Raw genomic sequence first — 23,415 nt, 5'->3', positions numbered from 1 at the left:
TTAATTAGTTTGCAACAACGTTAACAAGTTTTCCAGGAACAACAATTACTTTACGAACTGTTTTCCCTTCAATTTGTTCTTTGATTGCCTCAAGGGCAAGTTGTTCCATTTCTTCTTTTGATGCGTCTTTACTCATTGTTAGTTTTGTGCGAACTTTGCCCATAATTTGAACAACGATTTCAACTTCATCTTCTACAAGTTTAGACTCATCAAATGTTGGCCAGCTTGCATATGTGATTGTTTCACTGTATCCAAGTTTGCTCCATAGTTCTTCCCCGATGTGAGGTGCAACTGGTGCAATCATTTTTACGAAACCTTCTACATATTCTTTCGGAAGTGTTTCAGCTTTGTATGCATCGTTGATGAATACCATCATTTGAGAAATCGCTGTGTTGAAGCGAAGCTCTGCATAGTCTTCTGTTACTTTCTTCACTGTTTGGTGGTAAGCTTTTTCAAGATCTTTGTTTGGTGCATCAGTAATTTTCTCACTTAATTCACCGTTCTCTTGAATGAATAGGCGCCATACGCGGTCTAGGAAGCGACGAGCTCCGTCAAGACCATTTTCAGACCAAGCGATTGAAGCATCTAATGGTCCCATGAACATTTCGTATAGACGAAGTGTATCTGCACCATGGCTTGCTACGATATCATCAGGATTTACAACGTTACCTTTTGATTTACTCATTTTCTCGTTGTTTTCACCTAAGATCATACCTTGGTTGAATAATTGTTGGAACGGTTCTTTCGTTGGAACTACACCGATATCATATAATACTTTATGCCAGAAACGAGCATATAGTAAGTGAAGTACTGCGTGCTCTGCTCCGCCGATATAAATATCAACCGGAAGCCATTGTTTTACTTTTTCAGGGTCTACAAGTGCTTCGCTGTTGTTTGGATCGATGTAGCGTAGGTAGTACCAGCAGCTACCAGCCCATTGCGGCATTGTATTTGTTTCACGACGACCTTTTTTACCAGTTTCAGGATCGACAACATTGACCCACTCTTCAATGTTTGCAAGTGGTGATTCACCTGTACCTGAAGGACGAATATTCTCTGTTTTCGGAAGAACTAATGGTAATTCTTCTTCTTTCACAGCTGTCATTGTACCATCTTCCCAGTGGATTACTGGAATTGGCTCACCCCAGTAACGTTGGCGACTAAATAACCAGTCACGTAGACGGTACGTTACTTTTTGATTTCCTGCGCTTGTTACTTCAAGCCACTCAATCATTTTTACAATTGCTTCTTCTTTATTTAAACCATCAAGGAATGCTGAGTTTACGTGCGCACCATCACCTGTATATGCTTCTTTCGAAATGTCTCCGCCTTTTACAACTTCCTTCATTGGAAGATTGAACGTTGATGCGAATTCATAGTCACGCTCATCGTGAGCTGGAACTGCCATTACAGCACCTGTTCCGTAAGTTGCAAGTACATAATCAGCGATCCAGATTGGTAATTTCTCACCGTTTACTGGGTTAACTGCGTAAGCACCAGTGAATACACCAGTTTTCTCTTTCGCAAGTTCTGTACGCTCTAAATCACTCTTCATTTTTACAGAATTAATGTAAGCTTCTACAGCTTCTTTTTGTTCTGGTGTTGTAATTTCTGCAACAAGTGCATGTTCCGGAGCAAGTACACAGTATGTTGCACCAAATAGTGTATCAGGACGCGTTGTGAAAACTGTGAACTTCTCATCTGTACCGTCGATGTTGAAGTGTACTTCTGCACCTTCAGAACGACCGATCCAGTTACGTTGCATGTCTTTTAAGCTTTCTGGCCAATTAAGCTCATCTAGATCTTCTAATAGACGATCTCCGTAAGCTGTAATTTTTAACATCCACTGTCTCATCGGACGACGCTCAACTGGATGTCCACCGCGCTCACTCTTACCGTCAATGATTTCTTCGTTTGCAAGTACTGTACCAAGTGCTGGGCACCAGTTTACAGGTACTTCATCAACGTAAGCTAAACCTTTTTCAAATAGTTTTAGGAAGATCCATTGTGTCCACTTGTAGTAGGTTGGATCTGTTGTATTTACTTCACGATCCCAATCGTAAGAGAAGCCTAATGCTTTAATTTGATTACGGAACGTATTAATATTAAGCTCTGTAAATTCAGCCGGGCTGTTCCCAGTATCAAGTGCATATTGCTCTGCTGGAAGACCGAATGCATCCCATCCCATTGGATGAAGAACGTTATATCCTTGCATACGCTTCATACGAGATAAAATATCTGTCGCTGTATAACCTTCTGGATGACCTACGTGTAAGCCTGCACCTGATGGATATGGGAACATATCTAGTGCATAAAATTTTGGTTTTTCTGTTTCATCTGGCGTACGGAATGTTTTATTCTCTTCCCAATGCCCTTGCCACTTCTTCTCAATTTCTTGATGATTAAAGCTCATGAGATACCCTCCTTGAAATTCTATTTATTTTCACCGCCCAAAATACAAAAAACCTCTCATCCCTAGAAAGGAACGAGAGGTTATAGATTCCCGCGGTACCACCCTAAATTAATGTAATAAATACATTCGCTTAGATCCGTAACGTGGATTAACGGCAATTGCTACTAATGATTTCACAACTGCAACTCAAAGGCGAGTTCATAACGAAACGTGGATTGACTTGCACCGACCGTCAACTCTCTAAACCAGCTTCTATTACTACTACTCCTTCTCACTGTTATTACAAATATGAGTTAATGTGAACTACCCACCACTTAGTATCTCTTAAGAGCTTACTTGAAGCGGGGGGCTTCTCGGTTAATCGTTACTCTTGCTAACTAACGAATTCGTCTTAGGACAGCCGAGCTAACTCCCTTGTTCCAAAGGATATTTTATTACTATTTATTTAAATATATTCTAAAACATGTTGCATGTTCCGTCAAACTAAACTGCAATTTTTTCTTCAACTGTTTCTTCTACTTTTACTCGTCTATCATAAATACTCGTTGCTATAAGCGCTACTACAAGCATTACCATGATCGCAATAAACAATACTTCCATATTGTATAAGTCAACAATCGCTCCGCCAACGACCGGTCCGAACATTTTCCCTACAGTCGCTGCGCTATTTACAACACCTTGATAAAATCCTAGCTTATCTTTCGGTGCAAGTATATTTGCGATGGTCGGAACTGCCGGCCATACGAATAATTCACCAATTGTTAATGTCACCATCGCAACGAGAAACATCGTAAATTGCTGCGCTTGACTTAAAACAATAAACGACGCCGCAAAAATGATAATTCCAATCATAATTTGTTGTTTTAAAGAACGCTTCATCCAGCGAATTAACATACTAACAAGTGGCTGCGCACAAACAATCATCGCTCCGTTTATCGTCCATAATAAACTATAATGGCGGAGGCTAATATCTAATTCTCGCATATGAGTCGCAATTGCCCCTTGCCACTGTACGTATGTAACCCAGCATAAAGCATATGCTACACATACGATTAGAAGCGCTTTGAAGCCAGGTGTAAGTGACCAACCTTTTTTCGTTTCGGCTTCTTTTTGTACCTCTTGCTCTTTTTTTGCTTCCATACCACGAAATCCAATAAACGCAATTAAGAAGAAAATAAAATATAAAATAAAGTTCGCTAAGAAAATATAATCAAAACGATAAGACGCAACTAATCCACCGCACGCTGTTCCAATCGCAATCCCAACGTTTTGTCCAACATACATTGCATTGAACGCTCGTCTCCCGCCTTCTGGCCAAACCGTACCGACCATCGCATACATCGATGGAAACACCATTCCAGAACCGAATCCGATTAATGCTAGCCACACAACATATAATGGCCAACCATGGAAAAATACAAGACCTAAAATCGATACAAGTGTAATGACAATCCCTACTAAAATTGATTTATAACCGCCCCATTTATCAAATAAAACACCGCCGAGCAAGTTTCCGATTACACCAGTAAGCGAGTTGATCATTAATACCATTCCGGCTACTGATAAAGATTTCCCTAAACTATCATGTAAGTAAATTGTATTAAAAGGCCATAAAAAAGAAGCACCCGTGACATTAATAATCATCCCAGCTACTAATAGCCATACTTTCCTTGGCATAGTCTCCCCTCCTATTCTCTTTTTTTCGTTCATATATATAACAGTAAAATTGTAGTCGTTTTTAAATAGGAAGGCAACTGATTAATAGTTGATGAAATTCAGATAATAGTACAAAGACGATTAGAATGTATTCTAATCGTCTTTGTACAATATTAATCTACAAATAATGGAATCGTTCCCTCGCGAAAGGTTATCCAACTTCCTTTTTACGTTTTGCACTTTCTTTAGCACTCCATTTAAATATTTTGTCTAGTAGAGAGTATATTCTCCCAGACTCCTTCGTTAATAATGGCCCTAGCGACGCCAATATTAAAACATATAAAGCTGAGAATGGTTTAATCGTTGCCATTAATAATCTATAAAACTTTAATTTCCAAAAAACGCAACAAATAGCTGCACTACGCAGTTTTGTACTATATCGAAAATTATAAATGGCAACACTTTTCTGGTTGTTTGTGACCAATTTGTTACCTCAAAAATTCAAAATAAAACTAACAAAAAATAAAAGAGCACAGCGTGTTAATAAAGTGGTGGTACACTTTATTAACCGTCCGCCTAACCAACTAGGCAAACACCTGCTGTACCCTCACGCACTATTTTACCGTACGTAAGGGCTCCTAGCAACAGTTTGCTTACATTTGGCATTCTGTTGCTTTTTTGTTTATACAAAGGAGCCTAATATGATGAAGAAAAAATTCACAGCCTACAATAAAGATGTTCAAAAATATATGCAAGTAAACAAATTATGTTCTCACAATAAAAGTGAAATTATTAAAACCATTAGAAAACGTGTCAATGATAATAATCAAAGCTTTGAGAGTTTATTTCCTATGCGTTCTAAACGAAAAGATGTAATGAATCATATTATTTATTTACTTTCTGGAAGTGGCATATGCAAAATTTCTGCAGAAACATTAGCAAGTAAAGCTGACTGTTCTGTAAGAACTGTGAATGAGGCTGTTCGTGCATTAAAACAAACTGGGCAAGTTGTAATCGCAGGACTAGCCGATGGTAAGAATAAGTATGTATTTGTACTTAAAATGCATACTTATTTCACAACAATCATGAAAGAAGTATTTTATGTGGATACAGAACAAATTGCAGAACTGACTGCAGGACAGGTTGCAGAACAGAAAAATCATGAAACCGTTGAGGCTGTAGGGATAGAGGACGAAAAAACGTGTTCTAACTATAATAACTCTATTAACTCTTTTAGTTCTTTAAAACAAGAAAAAAATAGTGATAGAGTATCCCTAACCGAATCCATTGAAAATGAACTGAAAGAAGCACAAAACGACGTGCAAAAAGAATTTGAAAGAATCCACACTTACTATGTGAATGAATTCCAAGAAATGATGTACCACACAATCAAAGGTGGAACTTATCATGATACTTTAAAAACGAATGCATCTATTCTTGGTTTACGTGTGGGTAGCAATTGTGATAAAGGTTTATTCCGCCTCGCATTCAATGCACTTAGTAAAATTGATAGATTCCTAAAAAACAATGGTATTCTTACAGACAGTGTACAAGCTTTATTTACAAAAGTTTATAGTGATAACATCAAAGTATCTAGAGCACCTAAAAAAGCTGATACGAGCGATTCTGAGGCGTCAAAACCACATACAAAAGTACCTTTTTATAATTGGCTTGTAGAGGACAGTAAAAAAGCAATTACAACCAATACATCCACAAATACAATAGACCACTCTCTTGTCCCAGGTGTATATTACAAAATATCTAAAGAAGATGCTGATGAATTGGGATTGTATTAATACTAAGGAGCATATATAATTTATCCATGGGTACTACATAAATTGAAATGCATTCTGTATTTTTAGTGAATATTAGGCCTAAAACTCAGAAAAAATCATAAATAAATTACAAAAAACACCTGGAATTATACAACTTTTCACGCCATAATGTTCCAAAGTATCTCGTTTCTTCATTTTTTATGGAACTAAAATTTCAATTAGCAACACAGGTATTATCATGAAAGTTTTGCTTATCGAAGAGGTCTATTAAAAATCATAATTGACAATCGTACAAAAGAGAGCTCGTTCATAGTGCGGAAATTTAAAACACCAGAACAAGCTCAAAAAAAGAATCTAGACACTTAAAATTATGCTAAACAATCAAAAAACCGTTACTCATTTGATCATCTTTCACCTGTCAAACCTGAAAAATTCTATTCATGATAGTAATCTAATTTAGCACCCGTTGAATGTTCATAAATCTAAGCATTCACATTTAACCTAACTGAACAATATCAATACTTCTAGTTGTCATCCCAGGTATCGTTAGGAAATAATTCAAGTTAGAACTTCCAGCGTTTAGTTGTAACTCTAACATTGAATTAGGCACTGTTACTTGAATAGTCATTTGATTAGTTATTGCCATTGTATTAAAACCACTTATAGTTTGCATTACTAAACTTCCAGGAATAACAGAACCATTTAATAGCAATTGTATTGCTATTCCTTCAACCCCATTGCTACCAATTACTGGCGGGGCCACCATATTGTTGTAAGCATCACCATATACTGTATAATTCACCGTGTACGTACCTACATTTGCAATTTCTATATTGCCACCCGCAATTTGAGATAATCCTGTGCCAAATAATATAGGTGGCTGTTCTAATGGCAATATTGCCGATGCGGCATACGCTCCATTACCCACACCTGGAATAGGTGTAGGGCTCGCAATAGGTCCTGTTACTGAAGTTGAATAAAAATACCCTGCGCTTAACGGTGAAACACCCGTTGGGCCTGTTGCTCCTGTTGCTCCTGTTGCTCCTGTTGCTCCTGTTGCTCCTGTTGCTCCTGTTGCTCCTGTTGCTCCTGTTGCTCCTGTTGCTCCTGTTGCTCCTGTTGCTCCTGTTGCTCCTGTTGCTCCTGTTGCTCCTGTTGCTCCTGTTGCTCCTGTTGCTCCTGTTGCTCCTGTTGCTCCTGTTGCTCCTGTTGCTCCTGTTGCTCCTGTTGCTCCTGTTGCTCCTGTTGCTCCTGTTGCTCCTGTTGCTCCTGTTGCTCCTGTTGCTCCTGTTGCTCCTGTTGCTCCTGTTGCTCCTGTTGCTCCTGTTGCTCCTGTTGCTCCTGTTGCTCCTGTTGCTCCTGTTGCTCCACTACCTGTTCCCCCGGTTCCTGCAGGGCCTGTTGGACCAGGGATTCCTTGAATACCTGTTGCTCCCGTTGCTCCCGTTGCTCCCGTTGCCCCTGTCGGGCCTGTCGGGCCTGTTGCTCCCATTCCAGTTCCTCCTGTCATTCCAGAAATAATACCTGAAATCGTATTTAATTTCGAATCCAAAAGTAATTCTTTTTTCATTGCCAGATCAAGTGTATTTTGAACACTGCTATTAATATTAAGAACATCTTGCAACGAAGCCCCAGGTCCTGTAACCCCCGGTAAAGTCCCTAATGCAAATTGTATCTTTTCCCCTTCTGCATTCAGAATATGCGCTAACCCTAGTTCTTCCAATGCTATTGAAGATAATAACAGATTTAATGCATCATCACGCGTTAACGTAATATTCGGCGTTATATTTGGTAAATTAGGCTGTGACACTATCTCACATCTCCTTTATATCTATTAGATAACTTATAATACTTAGCCATAATACCCTCCTATCCATATTTTCTTACCTCACACTAAATATCATAAATCTCACTACCATATTACGATGATCAATACGATAATGTTTGTACATTTTTCTCATTTTTCTAAATATAATAAAAATCGATTACAAAGTACTTCTTGCACTCATCTACTATTTTATTAACTGAATGAACAAAACTATTTTTATATCAGCTAGCACATTGATAGGTGCTTACTTCCTTGTGATCATTTTAAAACCTACAATCATCCGCCATATTTTTATGTTAACAAACTAAAAAAGGGCTATATAATTTATCTTGCAAATCATACTACTACCAGAGAAAATCCTTCCCTTGTTCCTCGCCAAGATTCGTTAGGCTTCGCTAACATGCATATTACACAGTATATATTACTCCTCAAACCTCACATACTCCCCAGATACCCATTGATCTCCCCCAACGTTGTACCAACCATTTTGAATGCTCCAAGATTGATAGCGTTCCCCTCGGTACACCTTTTTCACAATATCATAATTTGTTCCCGGTCCAGTACGAACACGTAATACATCCGCTGTAATTGTAACGACACCTACACCATTGTTAGGTGATTGTGTGGATAGAGCTGTATTCCCACCACCGTTATATGCATTTTGCACCCTTTCTATAAAGGCATTCCATCGTCCTTCATCTAACATACGATGTGGGCAGTACTTTCCGCTCCAGGATTGATGCGTGCGGACTTTATTAATTGGAATGTTATATTGTTTCATGAGTTGCGCTACAATAATAGCCGCATTGTCTTCCGCCTTATCATATCTATCTCCACCGCTTAAAGAGTAGCAAATTTCCACCCCAATAGATTTACGATTTCCGTTCCCTCCACCATCACCGCAATGCCAAGCGTTACGCTCTAAAGGAATACCTTGTACAGTTTCCTTGTCATCTACTGCGATGTGGAAGGACACCTCATTATTATTTCGAATCATATACGCGATTTCATTTTCCGCTGAAGCATCGTTGTAAGTGTTATGAACCGTGATAAATTCAGGATTCATTGTATAGGGACACTTCGTACCATATTTACTTGGGTCAACTAATTTTTTTCTAATTTGCATTATTGAACATCTCCCTTTTTATCGTCTTGTTTTTGCTTACTACCTAAACTTTCAACTGCATTTGTCAACGCTTGTGGAAGTGTAATCCCCATACGCCCAGCATTTTCTAAGATGGAAAGTAATTCATTACCCATGAAGAAAAAGAGTGTCGCTTCCCGAATGGCACTATTACTACCAATCGCCGCATCTGCCTGCGTAGCTGCTCCAATCAATAAAAAAAGCACTACCTTTTTGGCAATGCCTTTGAAACCTATCTTGCTTTTGAGTTGACCAAGTATTGAAGCGGCAATCATACCTGTTACATAATCAATTACCGCTAAAGTTACTAAAATCTGCAATGTTGTATCCCACCCTCCCAAAAAATACCCACAAAAGCCACCGAAAGTGGCAATAAAAACTTTTAATACTACATCGATACGATCCACATTTTTTCCTCCTTCTTCAAGATAAAAAAAAGAGAGACACTTGTCCCTCTTTCACAAATACTTTTATATGAACAACCTAAATCCCACCTTTGAGTATCAAACCCAAAATTGCCATAACTATTGCACTAATAACAATTCGTAAAATCCATGTGGTATTCAGACTGATTTTTTCTAATTGCTTATTGATTGTAGCAATATCTTTTTCATTTATCATTGTACGAGTTTCCAGGTTACGAATATCTCGCATGATTTCTTTTTGTTCTGCTTTTAGGCTGTCGATTTTTACATATACGTCTTCCATACATTCACATCCTTTTATCATCTTAATAAAGCAATCTCTATTATCCTATGAAACAACCCTATTCGTTGTGAATCTATGCAGGATATTTTTATACCAAAGCCGTATTTTATTAAGTTTTATATCAATAACTGTGCTGCGAGTGGTAGTTCACCAACGAAGTATGTTGCGCTAAATGGATGAGTTTCACCTGCTTTTACTACACAGTTTTTGTACACTTGTGGATATAGCTTCTGCAAAGTGGTATCTCGATGCTGTAACCATACGAGCGGATTACGTAGTCCTGTTTGCCCTTTACGTAAACTTGCATTCACGTTATTTATCTTCATGGCTACGACATAGTCTCTTTCTTTGTTTAGCATGGCATAGCTTGCCATTTTCTCGCCATTTACAATATCTTTACTACTGTTATCAGCTACAAGCGTTTCAAAGGATTTCCCTGTCGCATCTACCAATTTCTCTACAAATGGACGGCTCCCCGGAAGCATGGCTATATAACCATCTTCTATGAAAGTATCTTGTAACCATTTTACTTTTATATCAAACGTCACACCTTGATTTGTAACAGTATGAACAGAATAAATCTCACATAATGCATTCGTTAGATCAGAAGGATGGAATCCTTTCATAGATTGAACCGCTCTTACCATTTGCGCTTCTTTTATTGTCGTTTCTGGTCCCCATGATGTTATTTCTTTATCATCCACATACATCTTTTGGCTTGTTTTGAACACAGTTGCTGCACGATGTTCTGGTATCCATTCGGCTGCTACAGATGAACCATTTGGTTTCATACGAAATGCGAATTCTTTATTAGAAAACGGTACCAGTAAGTCTACCTCTTTAACTGGATTTAGTAGGTCATCATAAAGTAAGGCTGTCTTATGTGCTTCTGCTGCTTGTACATAACCAGTATCATTTTTCACCCATCCACGGGATGTATTTGCTCCACCCACTGGTGGATTTGCTGGATCGTCACCTTTGAAAGTTGCTACGACCGTATGTGTTCCTTTTGCTAACCCCCGTGCAACTGGGCGAATACCATAGTTCACTTTCAATTCATTGGATGGTACTGCGTTCATATGTGTACTTACTGTTTTGATAACATGACCATCTACTTTAAACTCCCATACACCACCCCTGTTATCGGTAAAGTGCTGGAAGTCAAAGCCTGTTCCTTCAAAAGTAAATGTGAATGTATCACCTACTGTAGTCGTGTAATAGTTTGGCAGATTCGCCTTTTGCACGGCTCCTGTATCGCTTGTATAGTTGATTGCATTCACCTTCTGGGCTATAACACTCAAATTTGAAATCGCACAATCTTCTAATTTTACATAGTCATCTTTTGTATCTTTACGCAACGTGTAATGGGCCACCTTGTTCCCACGAAGTGGTATCAGTATATCCAGTGTACGGTCCCCTACAATACGTGTATACATGTTAGATGAAGTGTTATGGTTCCGAAGTAATGCAATAAAATCCCGTTGATTCGGAAGGAAGTCTGTAATTGTAGTTACATCCACTCCTTCTAATGTCTTCCCAGCTTGAATAATCTTTTCAAAAAGCTGAAATTCATTTTTCGATTCAATCGTTTCATCTGCCAATAACGAATCTCTCACCTTGAAATAGAAAGGGTAGGTACTGACTCGCTTTTTTATACCAGATTCTTCTCGTTCAATCGATATTTCCCCTTGTACCGTACCTACTTTGACAAGAGTTTGCGTGGTCAATACAACACTTATTTTTCCATTTGTTTTACCTAGCATCTTTACATTTTCGCTTTGAAACACCAATGTCTGATCTGGCTTCTTGAATGCTACGATAATTGTATCTGTATCTTGTAAAATAAAAGGTTCTTCATCTTCCTTAATGTTTATTATTAATTCTGAAGTGTTCAAGTTATTTTGAGAAAATTCTATATCATACATACAGTTTTCTTTTCGCATATCCACAGTAATTTCATAGGAACGATTCATCCTCTTTCCTCCTCATCTATATAAAAAAAGAGACAGTTATTCGTCCCTCTTTTGTTATACAACCCGTATTTTATACAAATTAAAAAAGACCAGCTTATGCTTATGGTTGCTCTGGTTTCTTATCAATTAATTTTTGAACTAACTCTTCTAATGTTGCTATTTTTCTGTTCATTGATGTAATTTCTGCCTTATGCTTCCTCTCGTTTTCTTGTATTTTCTCATTTTGAACTTCTTCAAGTTCTTGTAAAGCTTTTATAGTAAGTGATGCGTATGAATACAAGTGAATCCCTTTCCCACTTTCATCCACAAATGCTTCATCAGATTCATCTACAATTGCTCCATAATACTTTTTTATATCTTGCGTTGTTACTGGTGGATCATTGGGATCTTTCTCTTCTCTCATTTTGTAAAGCTCATTTACCGCGTTCTTATAGTTAAATTCTCTTACTCTAACATTTCTAATTTTTTCTAAAGCAGAAAAGGATACATCTCGGATGTTAGATTTGTACTCACGTAGCGAAGGACTCATAAAGTTACCTTGAACAGCTCCCCATCCATTTTGAGTAACAGGCGACTTAACTTGGAGAACTCCGGTATATCCTGCTACACGGCTATTACGTAATGTGATAGTAGGTAATCTTACATCTGCATCTGAGCTATTATCTTCGATTGCTAATGTAGATTGATATAGACCACTTTTTCCTCGTCTGAAATGCCAGTTTCCATTTCCGGCATAAAGAGCATGATAGTCGTTTGCGTGTAGAACACTAATTCCGTTTCTGTTAAGCTCCCAAAACACAGATTTTCTTATCTCACTATCAACTATGTCATCAGTAATACCAATGTTCGCACTAGCTTGAGGCCATCCGGTCCCCATTTGGGATATAAATAAAGCACCTTCAGGAGCGCTAGTTTTTTCATCTGTTCCTAAGATGAAAGTTGGTTGTACTGCACCGTCTCGTCTTCGATAATATCCAAGAAACGCTCTAGGGACACCACTTTCATATAGACGTAAAAACTGGTCATCTAAGCTTACATAGTTATTGGTATTTGATGTTCTAATTTTGCAACCACTTAACAAACCTGCCATTAACCACTCTGCTTTCACTTTTCCGACTAAATCTATTCTTGCCGCATTTAGCTTAATATTTTCTTTACTCATATTAAAGGCTGCAATTACATCATTTTCTTTTACTGATATGCTAACGCCTTTTTCTGTTAGCTGAAGTCGTGACTCCATATCTCTTACATAGGAATCTGTAGCGAATTGCCCGTTTGCTTGGTCTTTTGTGTATACCTCTGTTTTTTTGGCTGCCGCATTAATACCTTGTTCATTGATGCTAAAACGGTTATCGATCAGAGTCATTTTTTGATTAAATTGTTCTGTCGCAAGCTTGTTCGATAACTCGCCAAGTAAATCTTTTTTATTCTGATCAACAGTTTGCTTTAAATCAGGTATCTTAAATCCAGCGACATAATTCTCTACTTGTTTAATCTCAACTTTACCTTCAAGTGCTTTTGCAGTATTTTCCCATCCAGCCTTTGCTTCTTGTAACTGCTTCCCTTGATTTGTTTGTATTTCTTGTAAGCTAGTAACATTTTGTTTAATACTTTCTGATGTTTTCTCTACAGTAGTAACACGTTTATCAAATCCAGTTTGATTTTGTTCAACTTTTGTTATATTTTCTTTTATGCCATTAACACTTTCTGTAATTTCAGTTGTTTTAGTAGTATATTCTTTAACGGAAACTTGGTCCTCTGGTGCTGGTTGCCACGGAATATATACATTTCCTTCATTTAGTTGTGGATGATGAATTGTAAGAGTACCTGTAAAATCTCGTAAAACAACACTTCCGTATACAGATTTCACATCTTTATCCTTTATCTTTATGACAGAAAAGAATGTTTCATTTTTATAATCGGTATTTAGTTTCAAAGAACTAACAATGTTTCCGGATAAATAATCTTTTGAAGCATCTATATACTCCACAACGACTTCTATGCCCATCCATTTCTTAGTTGCTCCAAGGGCTGTTATTTTACCGTCGACTAGGAACGAAATAACGAATTCTTTATTTCTATATTTAACTTCGTTCGTCGCTTCTAATCTAACGCTTGAGCCATCAGTCCCAGGGTTTGTTGCCGTATGTTTGAGATCACTCGTTTTAAGAAATGTATTTCGAACGCCAATCTTTTGATTATCGACTTTTGATTGTACACTCGTAATTTTACGGTTATTCTCTTCAGCTGTAGTCTTCGCTTCGTTTGCTATTTTCGAAACGCCAGTAACGTTATTTCCTAAATCCGTTACACTCTGTTTAGTTGCCGTCTGGCTTATAGCTTCATTCGTTTGATTGAAAGAGGTGTTAATCTCTTCGAATTTCTTAATATTGCCATCTTTGTCAGTTTGATAAGTTTCCTTACCAATAAAGCCTTCTCTAATTTCATCTTTGGAGAAGACACCAGATTTATCAGCTTTATCTTTTATTTGTTCATTAACCCAGTTTTGATCAACCTTATTATTAATTTTAACTTGTATTTTAGCAATCTCTGCATCTACCGCTTTTTGAATTTCCCCCTTTGCCGCTTCCACATCAGGGACAACAGGATCCCATATACCATTTTTCCAAAGTTTTAAAATACCAGGTTTCCCATTACTAATATCAAGCCAAAGTGTTTTATAAGGCTTTAGTCCTGTTGTTGGTGGATTCTTGGATTCTATAATTTCAACGGTATTATTTTTAATGTTCCCTTGTACTTTTTCAGCAAGTACTTTTGCCGCTTCTGATTCTTTCTGTGCATTACTAGCCGTTTCGTTAGCTTCTTTTACCAACTTATCTAACTGATCTATCATTTCTTGCTTATTGCCTAATGAACTAAGGATTCGATTGTAAATCTTTCTTAATTCCTCATTTGCATCAACAATCTCACGATAATCACCAAACACATATTTATCTTGTGTAGGATCAGTAAAGGATTCATCGCCAGCAATAACGCGAGCTTCAAGATACAATTCAGGTGTAAAACCTGTATCTTTAATTTTGATTGTGTCGCCTTCATTAATTAACTCATGAGCTAATCCGAATACACGACCAATTGACTGTGCTTCAACTTCATAAGAAACGGATGTGTTTACACGCTTTTTAAACTCGGTTTTCATCAAAGTCATTAATCGTTGCGGTGTCATATTTTGTTCTTCTGTTTCTGGCGTATAGAAACCAAATTTATGTTTTCCGTGTTCATTCCAACGTTGGAATGCATCGCTATCTGTGATATAAGGAAGGCCATTATTTATACTCTCAACAGTAATGATTTTCTCCTCTTCACCACGTACAAAACCAACAAGAGCTGTGCAAATTTCACGAGAATGTTCGATACGTTTTACTCCAACTAAATCTTTCCCAAGCTCTATTTCTTTCCCGGTTTCTTGACCGCGCTTTTTTACCATATCTACATACCAACCAGTGATTTGAGAACCGACCACTTCTACACGATATTGAATTTCTAAATCGAATAACGAAGCGATTTTCTTTAAAAACGTAAGCGGATCTATAAATTCATCAATGGTCATGGTATGGAATCCAGCGTATTCAGTATTTCCACGTTTCCACTTCATTCCCAAGAGTGCCATATCAATGAATTCATTAACCGTTTTGCTCTCTATCCGTTGTCGATTTATAATTCCAGACTTAGCAATTTGAACCCAAGCGCCTGAAGCATATGTGGTAATGGATCGTTTATCAGAATCCTTCTCGGCCTCTGTAATAACATATGGAACGACACGTCCATCACGGACTTCTTTTAAAACTAAGTTTTGTTGCTGCAAAGTAATTGCGTGTTTTGTTCCGTCAAAAGTTGTGAAATCTAGCATATCAATATTGTTTTTGATTTCCCAATGGCGCTTATCGCCCCAATAGCCCTGTGGTTGAATAGCCGAGACAATTTGATCCGTTTTGAAATCCACAACATGCAATATTCCGCTTGGTGTTCTCATCTGTATCTCTCCCTATAACTAACTGTTGCGTTTACATCTGGTGGCATGATATCTATACGATTATCGCCACTTATTACTTTAGGGAAATCACTAAAAAAATCTTTTAAATTAATCGCATTTATTCCGTTGATTGTGACGAGACTTCGTTCTGTATCAATAACAATTTTGTCCCCGGTATCGAAAATATAAGGCTTTGTATTGGAAGGTACTTTGTTTACTTTCCAAATCTTTAAATCATCAATTTGCATGACATCAACAGGTTTATTTACATCCCAACTCATGATTGAAATCATTACTTGTGCAATTTTTCGTTCTGTCATTGGATTTCCGGTTTCATCAATCCAACGTTCAACAAGCGAAGCGTCATCTATTTCTGTACCATCTCTAAAACGGGCTACATAAACAGACCACTCTTTTCCACGCCTTGCAATACGTAACCTACCGTAAAATTGATTAAATGTATTAGGATGTGCCCCACTTGTATCTACTAATTTTCGTATACTGTTAGGCGTTCCTGCATGTCCAATACGCATGTATGCTTTCGTCATTTCAGCATCCCAATATAAATCATTCATGTTAATTCGCGTAACGATATTACTTGTATCATCTAAAAGAAGTACCTCTACACGGCCCATTTCCCCAATACTTTTGGACTTCAAACGCACCCAAGTCTCCATTTCAAAATCTTGTAACGGTCCACCTGGAATATTTTTCTTAGCAATTGCACCGTGGAATCCTTTCTCTTGTCCGTAATCTTGACAATACAATGCGTAACCGTCCCTTGATTTAAAACTACCTGTACCTTTCATGTCATCAAAAACTCCAGTAACAGGAGTCCATCCTACAGCTGTAGTCATTTCATCCCACATTACTCTTTCTCGTTCTTGTACTGTTGTTTCTTCCACAGTGAGAGGATAGCCAATTCTAAAATAATCACGATTATGTGGATATTCTCCAAACCATACATCTAAAAAAGTGCTTGGCTTTTTTGCAATCATTTCAATTAATGCTGGTGTTTCTACACTACCTTTATTCGTGAAATTAGACGTGATTTCTGTGGACCAATTTTGCGTGAATGTTTGAGTCTGTACTTTTCCTAATTTATAAGGCATAGGGCAAACGAAAGTAATAACACCCTTCCCCCTATTCACTAGTTCATCCAAATCTAGTGAACCATCAATAAAAGCAAGATATGTTCGATCTAACTCATCATCAAAAATAAGTTCAGCTGGTTGCTCTGTATATAACCAATTCGCCAAATCTTCCTTTATCTTTTGCAAGTCTGCCATATCCTTTTTAGCCTTAATAACAAGAGGAACGTCAATACGACGCTCCTCCGTTTCTGTATGAATAAAAAAAGCCCCTGGACGATGAGGAACTCTGACAAGATTTCTTTTAATTGGAGCCCATGAAGGACGTTTCCTCCCTACAAGCATTTGAATATAATCTTTGCGAATAGTATTAAATGTAAAACTTAGTTTACCCAAAAATATCACCGTCCTTAAAATTGCTCTTTTCGTTGTCGATCACGATCTTGAAGTTCTGTAGTATACCTATAAGTTCCACCTGCTAACTCTTTCCCATCTAAAACGTTTGTCATATTCAATGTAAGATTTAGTTCTTTTTCTTCAGGTCGTCTGTTTTGGAATACCTTTTTACTAGTAGCCGAGTTATTAGGAATAGTAGGCTGCATATAATTTGTTAAACCACTTACCGCATCATTTGGGACACTATAATGAGAAGTTTGGAATCCAAAATCAAAAACAGATGGCATATTTCCCATTTGCTTCTTAACGGTTCCAACTACATTTTTTGCTGCATCCACAACAAAACGCTTCCCGCGATCTATACCTACTCCAACGCCTTCTGGAACAGCGCTACCAATAGGTATCATTACTTTTGATGGACTATTTACTTCAAGCGCTCCAGAAATAGTCTTTTTAATCTCTCCAGCAATGCTTTTCGCCTTACGATATAAGCCACCTGTTGCATCATCTAATCCATTTTCAAGCCCCTCTATAATTGATTTACCAATGGAACGTAGGTTTATAGTGCTGAAGAATTTTTCAACTGTGTTCCATTTTTCTTCAATTCCACTTTGGATTTCTTTCATTTTATCCGTAACAGATTTTTTCTTTTCTTCAAATTTCCTTGAAACTATATTTTTAACTTCTTCAACTGTACTACTTGTAGATTTTTTTGTTTCTTCCCACCAATTTTTTATACCTGACCAAGTTTCTTGCATTTTTCGAACTACATTATCTTTCATTTCTTGGTATTTTGACTTGATCTGACCTGTTTCCCAATCTACTTGATTTGCATGCTCACCAGCTTGTGCTTTCGCTTCATTCACAACTTCAGTATGTTTATCTTTTGCCGTGGAAACTGTGCTATCATACTGGCGTTTTGCTTCAGCAATAATTGCATTTGCCTCTTCAGTATTAATCGTTTTATTTTCATCTCGTTGTCGAATAGCCTCTGCAATTTTATCATCACGAGTTTTCTTTGCATCAGCTATTACTTTATCTCTGGTCTCCGCACTGTGTTGGACAACTTCAGCTGCTTGTCTAGCCGATATTTCACTAGCTTGCACTCGCATATTTTCCAGGATAACCTTTTGTTCCATTTGGTTTTTAGACATATGTTCAACAGCAACTCTGTCCATTTCATCTTGTAAAGCCTGTAAGAAAATTCGTTCTGATGTTGTTAACTCTCTATTTTCTCTAGCTGCTGTTTGTAGGATTTCTTTGATTTTATTTTCTTTTTCTTGTGTTTTTAGTTTTTCTTCCTCGTAACGTTGATTCAGTTGTTCCATCCTCTTGTTTTCTTCTTCAGAAGTTAAAACATATGAATCAGAAAAGAACTTTTTAAGTCCTTCAATTTCTTTTTGTTGTCTTGCGTTTGTTTTTTCTATAATCGTGTTAGCCAATTTGTCATACTGTCCAATGAGCTTTTGCGACTGTTCTTCTGTTATTACTTCATGGTTTAGTCTAATGTCAGTTAACTTTTGTCTAATACCATCCGATAACTTGAAATACTCCCCTAAAACTTTCTTTGTGGAAGAACTTACTTTACCTTCTGTATTTGTAGTAAATCGATCTACTGAAGCAATGCTGTCCTCGGTTGCTTTTTGATACCCTTTATAGGCTAGAACGCCAACACCCACGGCGGCGGCTACCACGCCTAGAGCAATTGCTACTGGTCCTAACGCTGCGGCTACTATTCCTAAAACTGCACCTGTTACACTAGTAGCTGCTGTAGCTACACCCATCGCTACTGCCAAAGAACCAATCCCTGAAACCACCATTCCAACTGCTGCTAGAACCACTCCAATACCTGTTGCAATAGCCGTTAAAGCAAGAACAATACCACCTGTAATTGCGATTGCCTTCTGTATAGGTCCTGGAAGTGCATTAAATCCATCCACAAGTTTTTGTAAGCCACCCACAAAAGCACTAATCACAGGGGCGAGTGCATCACCAATTGTCTTTTTCATTGTGTCAAATGCTCCACTTAATTGTTCGATGCGGCCTTTCAACGTGTTCATTTTCGTGTTCGCTGTCTCCAAAGCGGTTACTTTAGACATCTCGGTATACATTTTATTTACACCTTGTGAACCTTCGTTAAATAAAATCGTTGCGCCACGAACTGCGTCTGAACCAAATAACGTCTCTAAAGCCATACTTCGTTGTTGGTCTGTTAAACCTTTCATGGATTCATGAAGAATTCCAGATATATTTTCTAGACTTTGTATATGCCCTTGTTGATCGTAGAATTTTGATGATAAGAAAGCCGAACTTGTTGCTAACTCACGGAATGTCGTATCACATTTATCATTCCATTTCGTAACGCCTTCAGATTTCATTACATATTTCTCTAATGCAACTTCAATATCTCCTACACTTCTAGATGCTGGTGTGATCCCGTTTTTAACCAAGAAATCAAATCCCGCCTGCGCATTATAAGTGATAAGACCCAAATCTGCCATCTTGTTATACGCTTCTTTAGTTGAAGGATTCAAGCGCATAAGCATCGTCTTTAAAGACGTACCTGCATCAGAACCTTTTAAACCATTTTGAGCAAATACAGCTAAAGCTGTTGCTGTATCTCTAAATGTCATACCAGCTCCTGCTGCAACCGCCGCAGAAGCTGATAGACCATATTTTAATTCATGTACATCAGTAGCTGACGCGTTAGCTGCACCTGCAAGTAAGTTAGCTGCATCTGTCACACTTAAACCATCCCTTTTAAATGCATTTAAAGCGGTTGAAGCAATTTCGGCTGCTTCTCCTAGTTCTAATTCACCAGCGGCCGCTAAGCTTAGGGCTCCTTCTAATCCGCCATCAATGATATCCGTTAAGCCAACACCAGCTTTTATTAATTCTTCAATCCCTTTTCCGGCTTCTACAGAAGAATATTTCGTATCTTCCCCATATTTAACAGCTAATTCGGAGAGCTTACTCATTTCTTGTCCTGTCGCACCAGATACCGCTTTTATGTTAGCCATCTGTTGCTCAAAGTTCATAGATTCTTCCACAGCTGATTTTAAACCTCGACCAATTGCATACGTCATACCACCAAATACCATGCCGATCTGCATACCGGCATTTTGCAAATGATTACCTAATGTCTCCATGCGATTACCGAAGTTCAATAGACGATTGCCTTGTTGTTCTAGTTCACGATTTGACTGCTGTAATCCAGTTTCAAATCGATTCAGTTCAGCTGTTGCCCGATGAATTTGTTCAGCGTATCTTTGTGCTGATTGACTCGCTTCGCCTTCTTCTGTTTTAGCGCGATGATAGGCTTGTTGAAGTTCCCTCATTTTTTCTTTTTGTTTATCTACCGTACGAGATAAAACATCAACTTTAGCTCTTGTTTGTTCAGTCGCATGAAAAAAACCGCCCATGCCTGTTGTAATAGACTGAAATTCAGCCTGTAGGGATTGTAAAGAATGATTTAATGTATCCATCCCTTTTTGTTCAGCTTGCTTATTTACTTGCTTTAATTCATTTTCAAATCTATTTAAATCAGCAACTGCTTTATTCACTTGTGAAGCGTATCGCTGGGTTGCTGCATCATTCTCACCTAATTTAGCCTTATTTTGATCATAGGCTTGTCGTAATGCTTTCACTTTTTCTTTTTGTGCATCAATAAGTCTACTGAGTGTGTTCATTTTCGCTTGTGTTTGTTGACTAGCACTAGCGAAACCACCCATACCTGTACTTACAGACTTCAATTCATTCTGTAATATCTTTACCGCACGTCCTGAATTTGCAATGCCTTGTCGGAAATTTACGTTATCGAGGGAAAGCCTAACGACCAAATTATTCATTTCATTTGCCATCGTCTCACCCTCTCATTAAATAATATTTTCAGCTGGAACTTCTATTTCATTTGCATGCTGATTTTCACGATTTGAATTCTCTTGTTCACGATATTTCTGATTTAACCGTAAATAATGCCAAATATCCATTTCGTTATCAATATGATGATGTTTATATCCTTGACGTAATAAAGAGAGGTAGAGCTCATCCATAAATTCACGGAACGTTAGCTCTCCTCCCTCTACGCGTTTGGGCTTGCTTCTGCCCCTGTACCACCAGCCGCTTCCACAGTTTCATGAATAATCGCATTAATGACTTCTGTCGTTGTCGATAAAAACTTACGAACGTCAATACCATCCCAATATTGATCTAGTGTAAATTGTTCACCATACACCTTTACTACATATTGAACCATTTTATCCATATCTTCTGGACCTGGATTGTTTGGAATATCCGCAAGCTCAGGAGCTTGGCGTATAAGACGTGCCGGTATAAATTTCGGCATATTAAAAATTTGGTTTTCTCCATCGATTAGTAAAGATAATTTCATCGCTTCTTCCTCCTGTAAAAAAAAATAGAGAGAGCCTCCCTCTATTTCGTTTATTTTGGTGATGGTGTTACTGCCTTTTCATATACTTTCTTAAACCAGTTATCTCCGATAACTTTTGTGAATGTAGGTTCATCTGCATCCGCTGTGAATTTTGGTCTATCATCAAAGTCACGCTCAATAAATGACCCTTTTAGTTTCGTTGTTTGGAAGTTTGCTTTATCTTTCTTCGTTTCGCCTTCTTCTTCCTCTTGCGAAAGTTTCCCTTTTAATAGCCACACATATCGATATTTTCCGTTCACCTTTAAAAAACGCCATCCAATTGCTAGATACGGCTTTTCACCCTCACGCTTTTCGTCTAATACGCCATCTTTCACTTCTGGATATCCTTCAATATCTGCTTTTGTGGATAACGAAATGCTACGAAGTTCGATTTCTACTTCTATTTCCCCATCAGATTCCGCTATTTCAGACTTTTTATTATCACTCCACATAATTTCGGAAGATACCTTTTTTGACGTTTTAACCTTTACAGCGCCTTCCATTTCCTTTACTGCACTGTATTGAACACCTGTCGTATCATCTTTCAATATTTTTGCGTAAACAAGGTTATCTACCCCGACAGTCGAACTAATTTTAATCACTTCTCCAGCCATCTATAACTCCACTCCTTTTGCAAATCGCATCGCATAATGAAAAATTTGTGTATCCTCTTCATATAAATCAGCTACCGCATAACGTGAGAAACCAATCCTTTTCATGATTTCATTCACTTTTTGATGGATCGCTGTTGTACTACCCTTTGACCAAATATCGATTTGGAATGTGATTTCACTTTCACTTTCCTCATTATCTGCAAATCCATCTGGCCTATTGTCTAATTCAAAAAACGTTATACGTGGAAACTCTTCAGCGTTTTTGGCTTTACGATAATACACACGTTTTCCACCTAATAAAGAAACAAGCTCCTGATTCTTTTCAAGAGCTTGTACAATTTCAGGGCGTAAATTCATCATACATGTAGCCTCATTTCGTTCTTCAAGATGTCTGTCATAGCACGAATTGCTGCTTCTTTTGAAGAATTAAAACCTGGTTCTATAAATGGCTCTGCTGGCATTTTAGACGTTCCCCATTCTAAGAACTTTCCGTAGAAATAGGGGGAACGATCCGCTTTATCTATACCAATTTTAATCGTTTTTATGCCGCCCTCCATTTTTGCTTTTGTAACCCGTATATGATCAGCCAAATGTTGTCCTGTACGCCACGGTTCACTTTTCGTTGATTTTTTAGGGCTATCACTCCTTGGAGCTATTTTTGAAATAGCTTTTCGAATCGGTTCCCCACCCGCTGCAAGAGCTTTATCTTCAATCTTTTCTCCACGTAGACCCATTTGCTCTAATTCAGAAATGAGACGGTCAAATCCTAAAAAATCAACACCATCACCCATTCATACCACCACGCTTCCACATAATTGATAACATGTGTCTTTCAGTTGGAATCACTGAAACAATGTCATACGTCATATTCTTATACTTGATTTTCATGTCAGCATTCACATCAGCGCGAAATCGGATTTCTGTTTCACCCTGCACTTCACTGTTGGCTGCGGCTGCTTCCAAGTATTTTCTTCCCTTTAAAAAAATAAAAGAGCCCCATACCGTAAAAGAATCTTTATACCCATCTATTGGATCACCGTCTGGGCTCTTTGCATCCTCATCTTTTACTTGAAATGTAAGACGTTTATCTAATTTACCTGGGTTCATGTAGAATCACACTCGCAATATTGCAACTGAACGAGTATTGATTGCAAACTAAATGCCAATTGTTCAGCTTTTCCAACCGCTTCACGGTTTTCATGCCAATGAGCAATTAAAATACGAGCTGCTAATTTAGCTAGCTCGCTCTTCAAATCTACAGTTTTACTTGTGGCATTCTTGATATATATTTCAGCTGCTATTACGAAAGATGTAATAAGATCGTCCTCCTCATCACCATCCACACGAAGATACTTTTTCGCTTCCTCCACTGTTAGTATCAAGAAGGACACCTC

General features: G+C 37.9%; 18 protein-coding genes, 1 pseudogene and 1 other annotated feature. Of the genes and pseudogenes, 1 reads left to right on the top strand and 18 read right to left on the bottom strand.

The window, feature by feature from the left end:
* Positions 1-4 precede the first annotated feature (4 nt).
* The 3 genes and pseudogenes from leuS to I6L50_RS09560 form a co-directional block, all read right to left on the bottom strand.
* Positions 5-2,413: a leucine--tRNA ligase gene (leuS, locus tag I6L50_RS09570; RefSeq protein WP_219301207.1), complete on the bottom strand. Its 2,409-nt coding sequence runs from the start codon at positions 2,411-2,413 to the stop codon at positions 5-7.
* Positions 2,414-2,478: 65 nt separating this feature from the next.
* Positions 2,479-2,697, bottom strand: a binding site (T-box leader).
* 199 nt (positions 2,698-2,896) lie between these two features.
* Positions 2,897-4,090, bottom strand: a complete 1,194-nt coding sequence (locus I6L50_RS09565) for an MDR family MFS transporter (protein WP_098636412.1) — start codon at positions 4,088-4,090, stop codon at positions 2,897-2,899.
* 190 nt (positions 4,091-4,280) lie between these two features.
* Positions 4,281-4,442 (bottom strand): annotated as a pseudogene (locus I6L50_RS09560) (cation/H(+) antiporter); the annotation flags it as partial.
* A 331-nt stretch (positions 4,443-4,773) separates the two neighbouring features.
* Here I6L50_RS09560 and I6L50_RS09555 point away from each other — a divergent pair.
* Positions 4,774-5,865, top strand: coding sequence for a cytosolic protein (locus tag I6L50_RS09555; protein WP_219301206.1), 1,092 nt, complete (start codon positions 4,774-4,776; stop codon positions 5,863-5,865).
* A gap of 475 nt (positions 5,866-6,340) precedes the next feature.
* Here the strand turns inward: I6L50_RS09555 and I6L50_RS34755 are convergent, their stop codons facing one another.
* The 15 genes from I6L50_RS34755 to I6L50_RS09480 form a co-directional block, all read right to left on the bottom strand.
* Positions 6,341-7,654: an alpha-helical endospore appendage domain-containing protein gene (locus I6L50_RS34755; RefSeq protein WP_257475364.1), complete on the bottom strand. Its 1,314-nt coding sequence runs from the start codon at positions 7,652-7,654 to the stop codon at positions 6,341-6,343.
* 439 nt (positions 7,655-8,093) lie between these two features.
* Positions 8,094-8,798: an N-acetylmuramoyl-L-alanine amidase gene (locus I6L50_RS09545; protein ID WP_219301205.1), complete on the bottom strand. Its 705-nt coding sequence runs from the start codon at positions 8,796-8,798 to the stop codon at positions 8,094-8,096.
* A complete protein-coding gene (locus I6L50_RS09540; RefSeq protein WP_219301204.1) occupies positions 8,798-9,223 on the bottom strand; it encodes a phage holin family protein in 426 nt (141 codons plus the stop codon). Before I6L50_RS09540 ends, I6L50_RS09545 begins: the two co-directional genes overlap by 1 nt.
* Positions 9,224-9,299: 76 nt before the next feature.
* A complete protein-coding gene (locus tag I6L50_RS09535; RefSeq protein WP_219301203.1) occupies positions 9,300-9,524 on the bottom strand; it encodes a hemolysin XhlA family protein in 225 nt (74 codons plus the stop codon).
* Between the two features lie 116 nt (positions 9,525-9,640).
* A complete protein-coding gene (locus I6L50_RS09530) occupies positions 9,641-11,497 on the bottom strand; it encodes a BppU family phage baseplate upper protein (RefSeq protein ID WP_219301202.1) in 1,857 nt (618 codons plus the stop codon).
* Between the two features lie 100 nt (positions 11,498-11,597).
* Positions 11,598-15,491, bottom strand: coding sequence for a phage tail spike protein (locus I6L50_RS09525; RefSeq protein WP_219301201.1), 3,894 nt, complete (start codon positions 15,489-15,491; stop codon positions 11,598-11,600).
* Positions 15,488-16,978 (bottom strand): distal tail protein Dit, encoded by a 1,491-nt coding sequence (locus tag I6L50_RS09520; RefSeq protein ID WP_219301200.1) that lies wholly within the window; start codon positions 16,976-16,978, stop codon positions 15,488-15,490. Before I6L50_RS09520 ends, I6L50_RS09525 begins: the two co-directional genes overlap by 4 nt.
* Positions 16,979-16,992: 14 nt before the next feature.
* Complete coding sequence (locus I6L50_RS09515) at positions 16,993-20,838, bottom strand: phage tail tape measure protein (protein ID WP_219301199.1); 3,846 nt, start codon at positions 20,836-20,838, stop codon at positions 16,993-16,995.
* Positions 20,839-20,853: 15 nt separating this feature from the next.
* Complete coding sequence (locus I6L50_RS09510) at positions 20,854-21,030, bottom strand: hypothetical protein (RefSeq protein ID WP_219300086.1); 177 nt, start codon at positions 21,028-21,030, stop codon at positions 20,854-20,856.
* A 29-nt stretch (positions 21,031-21,059) separates the two neighbouring features.
* The gene (gene gpG, locus I6L50_RS09505) at positions 21,060-21,368 is read right to left on the bottom strand and encodes a phage tail assembly chaperone G (protein WP_219300088.1); all 309 of its coding nucleotides are present in this window, start codon (positions 21,366-21,368) and stop codon (positions 21,060-21,062) included.
* A gap of 50 nt (positions 21,369-21,418) precedes the next feature.
* Positions 21,419-22,021 carry a major tail protein gene (locus I6L50_RS09500; protein ID WP_219300090.1) on the bottom strand — a complete coding sequence of 201 codons (603 nt, stop codon included), beginning with the start codon at positions 22,019-22,021 and terminating at the stop codon, positions 21,419-21,421.
* Complete coding sequence (gp17, locus tag I6L50_RS09495; protein ID WP_219300092.1) at positions 22,022-22,381, bottom strand: tail completion protein gp17; 360 nt, start codon at positions 22,379-22,381, stop codon at positions 22,022-22,024.
* Positions 22,378-22,812 carry an HK97-gp10 family putative phage morphogenesis protein gene (locus I6L50_RS09490; RefSeq protein ID WP_219300094.1) on the bottom strand — a complete coding sequence of 145 codons (435 nt, stop codon included), beginning with the start codon at positions 22,810-22,812 and terminating at the stop codon, positions 22,378-22,380. Before I6L50_RS09490 ends, gp17 begins: the two co-directional genes overlap by 4 nt.
* Positions 22,805-23,128 (bottom strand): phage head closure protein, encoded by a 324-nt coding sequence (locus I6L50_RS09485; RefSeq protein WP_219300096.1) that lies wholly within the window; start codon positions 23,126-23,128, stop codon positions 22,805-22,807. The genes I6L50_RS09490 and I6L50_RS09485 overlap by 8 nt, the downstream gene beginning before the upstream one ends.
* Positions 23,125-23,403: a head-tail connector protein gene (locus tag I6L50_RS09480; RefSeq protein WP_219300098.1), complete on the bottom strand. Its 279-nt coding sequence runs from the start codon at positions 23,401-23,403 to the stop codon at positions 23,125-23,127. Before I6L50_RS09480 ends, I6L50_RS09485 begins: the two co-directional genes overlap by 4 nt.
* Between the last annotated feature and the right edge of the window lie 12 nt (positions 23,404-23,415).

This window comes from Bacillus sp. FDAARGOS_1420, assembly GCF_019344915.1.
Taxonomy (GTDB): domain Bacteria; phylum Bacillota; class Bacilli; order Bacillales; family Bacillaceae_G; genus Bacillus_A; species Bacillus_A mycoides.
Note: the sequence above shows the minus strand (reverse complement) of the source record. Positions and strands in the feature narration are given on the sequence as shown.

What these genes read in the sequence shown, in the direction of transcription:
- leuS (WP_219301207.1), bottom strand. Translation starts at nt 2,413, where the DNA reads ATGAGCTTTAATCATCAAGAAATTGAGAAGAAGTGGCAAGGGCATTGG.
- I6L50_RS09555 (WP_219301206.1), top strand. Translation starts at nt 4,774, where the DNA reads ATGAAGAAAAAATTCACAGCCTACAATAAAGATGTTCAAAAATATATG.
- I6L50_RS09525 (WP_219301201.1), bottom strand. Translation starts at nt 15,491, where the DNA reads ATGAGAACACCAAGCGGAATATTGCATGTTGTGGATTTCAAAACGGAT.
- gpG (WP_219300088.1), bottom strand. Translation starts at nt 21,368, where the DNA reads ATGAAATTATCTTTACTAATCGATGGAGAAAACCAAATTTTTAATATG.
- I6L50_RS09500 (WP_219300090.1), bottom strand. Translation starts at nt 22,021, where the DNA reads ATGGCTGGAGAAGTGATTAAAATTAGTTCGACTGTCGGGGTAGATAAC.
- I6L50_RS09510 (WP_219300086.1), bottom strand. Translation starts at nt 21,030, where the DNA reads ATGGATGAGCTCTACCTCTCTTTATTACGTCAAGGATATAAACATCAT.
- I6L50_RS09530 (WP_219301202.1), bottom strand. Translation starts at nt 11,497, where the DNA reads ATGAATCGTTCCTATGAAATTACTGTGGATATGCGAAAAGAAAACTGT.
- I6L50_RS09490 (WP_219300094.1), bottom strand. Translation starts at nt 22,812, where the DNA reads ATGGGTGATGGTGTTGATTTTTTAGGATTTGACCGTCTCATTTCTGAA.
- I6L50_RS09545 (WP_219301205.1), bottom strand. Translation starts at nt 8,798, where the DNA reads ATGCAAATTAGAAAAAAATTAGTTGACCCAAGTAAATATGGTACGAAG.
- I6L50_RS09535 (WP_219301203.1), bottom strand. Translation starts at nt 9,524, where the DNA reads ATGGAAGACGTATATGTAAAAATCGACAGCCTAAAAGCAGAACAAAAA.
- I6L50_RS09565 (WP_098636412.1), bottom strand. Translation starts at nt 4,090, where the DNA reads ATGCCAAGGAAAGTATGGCTATTAGTAGCTGGGATGATTATTAATGTC.
- gp17 (WP_219300092.1), bottom strand. Translation starts at nt 22,381, where the DNA reads ATGATGAATTTACGCCCTGAAATTGTACAAGCTCTTGAAAAGAATCAG.
- I6L50_RS09515 (WP_219301199.1), bottom strand. Translation starts at nt 20,838, where the DNA reads ATGGCAAATGAAATGAATAATTTGGTCGTTAGGCTTTCCCTCGATAAC.
- I6L50_RS09485 (WP_219300096.1), bottom strand. Translation starts at nt 23,128, where the DNA reads ATGAACCCAGGTAAATTAGATAAACGTCTTACATTTCAAGTAAAAGAT.